Origin of the sequence: Candidatus Phytoplasma gossypii (genome assembly GCF_030586975.1) — a bacterium.
GTDB lineage: Bacteria > Bacillota_I > Bacilli_A > Acholeplasmatales > Acholeplasmataceae > Phytoplasma > Phytoplasma citri.
The window spans coordinates 1-3,744 of record NZ_JAOSIT010000041.1 but is presented as its reverse complement, the minus strand read 5'-3'; the positions used below and the strand labels follow the sequence as shown (position 1 = coordinate 3,744).

The window sequence follows — 3,744 nt, the reverse complement described above, 5'->3', positions numbered from 1 at the left end:
GATATAATTTTAGAATATGCTAAAAATTATAAAATTTTAGCAGAAAAAAACGAATTTGAAAATATTTTAGAAAAACAAAAAAAAATATCATCTAATCAAGGTAAAATAGTGTTTAAAAATAAAAATTGTCGATGATAATTAGAAGCATCCTTGTTTAGTCTTAAAACAAGTTAAATCAGTATAAAGTTTGGTTCAAGGTTGATCGGTGTGAAAATTTTTTTTAATTAAATTAGGTTGATCAGTAAGATGTTTTTGAAAAAATTTATTTTTAGTGTGTAGTCACTACTATTTAATAAACCCATTATTTTTGGGCATTTTTTAACTTTTTTACCAATAATAAAGATGCCTTTTGATTTTTAAAAGGTTCAAAATCTTGGTAATCGTTAAAGTTTGGCAGTAAACTTTTACTAAAGGTAACATTATTTTAATAAATAGGGGGCGTTGATAAAGAATGACTGTTTGTAATTAATAAGTGAGGAGGTAAAATAATTTTGGTTTTTGTCTTGAGTAAAACTTTTATTGGAAATTTAACTTTCTACAAATAGCGCAGTTCCAAAAAGTTTGGTTCACGATAAAAGTGGAGATATTTTCGACTTAAATAGCAATCGAGATGGTTATTAATATTCTTAAAAGTTGTCACAAAATATGGGTTCAGTGCGATCAGCCCTGGCTATTGGTTAGACAGCACGAAATTTAGGCCTCTTTGGCGCCCAACTCAAAATTATTATAATTACTCACAAAATTATTAAAATTGTTATCAAAAAATAATAAAAAAAACTTTAAACAATTATTAAAAATATTAAAAAAATATCAAACATGAAAATTTATCCTTATTTTTTTATAAAATTTTTACATAGAATAAATAATGATTAGGAATTGTTTATTATATTATTATAAATGTATTTAATAAAAAAGCAATTTTTAATTTGATCTTGATTAAGTTATCTGATTGTTTAATGGATAATTTTGTAAATAATTAAGGAACTTTAATAATTAAGTTTTTTAATTAACCATTTTTAATTATAAAAACGTTTAAATTCTTGAATTTTTTTAGTTATTTGTATAAAAGAATGAAAACAATCCCATTATTTAGATATAATTAACACTATACGTTTCATTAGTTCTTTTTGTCTAATTCAATAATAATGAGCTTGTTTTAAACAAGACGGAACAATGGTAATAATGTATAAATCAAAATATTTTTCTTGAGCTAAAAGTTGGGTCAAATAATTTAATTTAACTAAAATATTTCAATATCTTTATTAAATTAAAAATATAAAAAACAAATACTATACTAAAATGATATAATGTGTAATATAAGATAGTTTCTTTACAAACAGTTATGGAGGGTTATTTTTTGTTTATTGGTCGACAAAAAGAATTAAAAATTTTAAAAGAAAAAATAAATTCTAATCATTTTGAATTTGGTTTAATTTATGGACGCAGAAGAATAGGAAAAACTAGATTATTAAAAGAAATTAATAAACATTTTTCTTCTATATATTTTGTAGCCGACGAAACAGGTTTAGATATTAATTTACAAAGATTAAGTCAAGAGATTTCCTTTTATTTTCAAGAACCTATTACTTTTAATAATTACGAGAATCTTTTTATATATTTAGCTAAAAAAAGTCAACATCAAAAAATTATTCTTATGATTGATGAATTTTCTTATTTATTAAAAAATAATGCAGATGTTTTGTCTATTTTACAAAATATTATTGATAAATATTTACAAAACTCTAATATCAAATTAATTTTATCAGGTAGTCATATAGGGATGTTAGAAGATATGTTTGCGTATCATAAACCTCTTTATGGTAGAAAAACTTTTCAAATTAAATTAAAAACTTTTGATTATGCAGAAGCTCATTTGTTTTATCCTCACGCTAGTTTAGAAGATAAAATTGTTTTTTATAGTATTTTCGGCGGATTACCTTTTTACCTTCAAAAAATAGATGATACTAAAAGTGTTAAAGATAATGTTATTAATTTAGTTTTAGAAGATGGAGCTATTTTTGAAGATGAAATAAATTTTTTTTTAACTCAGGAAGTTCGTAATATTAAAAATTACAGTAGAATTTTAAATTCAATATCATTAGGAAACACTCAATTAAGTAATATTACTTCTAAAAGCGGCATCCAACACACTGGTACTACTTCAAAATATCTTGATATTTTACAAAATTTAGATATAGTAGGTAAAGAAATTTGTTTTGGCAAAAAAAATCAAAAAAAAACTCTTTATTTTATTAAAGATCAGTTTTTTAATTTTTCTTTTTATTTTTTAGAAAAAAATAAATCTCAAAAAATTATAATGAATAAAAATAATTTTTACGAAACTGTAATTCAAAAAGATTTAGATAAATATGTTTCTTTGGAATTTGAGAAAATTTGTCAATCATTTTTAATAAAAAAAAATAAAATGAACATTAAAGAAATAGGTCGTTATTGGGGAAACGAAAAAGACATAAATAATCCCAAAAATAATGTTAATTTAGAAATAGATATTATTCTTCAAACTAATAAAAATATATCTATTTTCGAATGTAAATGGTCTAATCAAAAAATAAATATGCCACAATTAAAACAATTAAATATCAAAAAAGAATATATAAAAAAAATATTTTCTTATCAAAACATTAATTTAGGTTTTTTTTCTAAAAAAGGATATCAACAAGAAATAATTCAAAACCAAAAAGATATTTTTTTATATAATTTAGAGGATTTATATTCCTTTTAAAATTATTCATTAAGATCGCTGTGTTTCAAAATATACAACCAAAAAAAATTTATTGTCCGTCCATTCTAGATGCCGATAGCTTAATTAAGTAACAAACATGATTACTTCATTTATTAATCAAAGATATTAAATGATATTTAAAAAACCAAAAAGTTAGATTTATTTTATTTTTTAAAAATTCTTTAAATAATTCTTGTCTCAAAATTAAATTCCTTTCTAAACAACATTTTTAGAAAAGACAGGAAATTATTTTTTAATCTTTTAAACAAAAAAGACTAATTTAATAGTTAGTCTTCAAAAGTTTTTTAAAAAGTAGAAAATGTCTAAATTATGGGTAGATAAACCTCAGATAACTCGATATTTAGTTCTCGTTTGGTGCTCAATTAAAATTCTTAAAAATTAAAATTTCAAAAATAAATTAGTTATTTTGATACTAGAAAACAAATTATTATTTTTCTTTATATTTCCAAAAAATATACATATTTTTAGCATTATTAGCTATATATTTTAATTCTTCTAAAGTATACTTGTTATCTGTATTATCTCTATTACCCGCATCAAAAAAAACACCTAATAAATTTTCGGGTGGATTTTTAATTTTCCAAATCATACCAAATTCTTCCAATTCGGCATTATAACTAGGATATTTGCAAGACCAATCGAAATATTGTTGAAATAAATTATGTTTTTTTAAAATATCATCACTAGCAACAATTACATTAACAATTCTAGTTCCATTAACGAATTCATCTTGTAATGGTGCAGCTATAATAATATTATTCGAAGCAGAAATTTGCACAAATATGAATAAAATATATAAATAAAAATAGAATTTTATCATAATTTTTTTCCTAAACCTTTCTTGAGTGAAAAATTAAATTATTTATAATTTCTTCCTGAAAAATACATAATTTTTTAATAAAATTATGACCAAATATCATAGCTGATATTAAATCTTTTTCTGAAATTTCTTTAGAACTAACTTCTATCATATTTAATTT

General features: G+C 21.3%; 2 protein-coding genes. One reads left to right on the top strand and one right to left on the bottom strand.

Features of this window, described 5'->3' with window-relative positions:
- The first annotated feature begins 1,357 nt into the window (after positions 1 to 1,357).
- Positions 1,358 to 2,743 (top strand): ATP-binding protein, encoded by a 1,386-nt coding sequence (locus OC698_RS02705; RefSeq protein ID WP_304513169.1) that lies wholly within the window; start codon positions 1,358 to 1,360, stop codon positions 2,741 to 2,743.
- A gap of 448 nt (positions 2,744 to 3,191) precedes the next feature.
- Here the strand turns inward: OC698_RS02705 and OC698_RS02700 are convergent, their stop codons facing one another.
- Positions 3,192 to 3,584, bottom strand: coding sequence for an effector protein (locus OC698_RS02700; protein WP_304513168.1), 393 nt, complete (start codon positions 3,582 to 3,584; stop codon positions 3,192 to 3,194).
- Between the last annotated feature and the right edge of the window lie 160 nt (positions 3,585 to 3,744).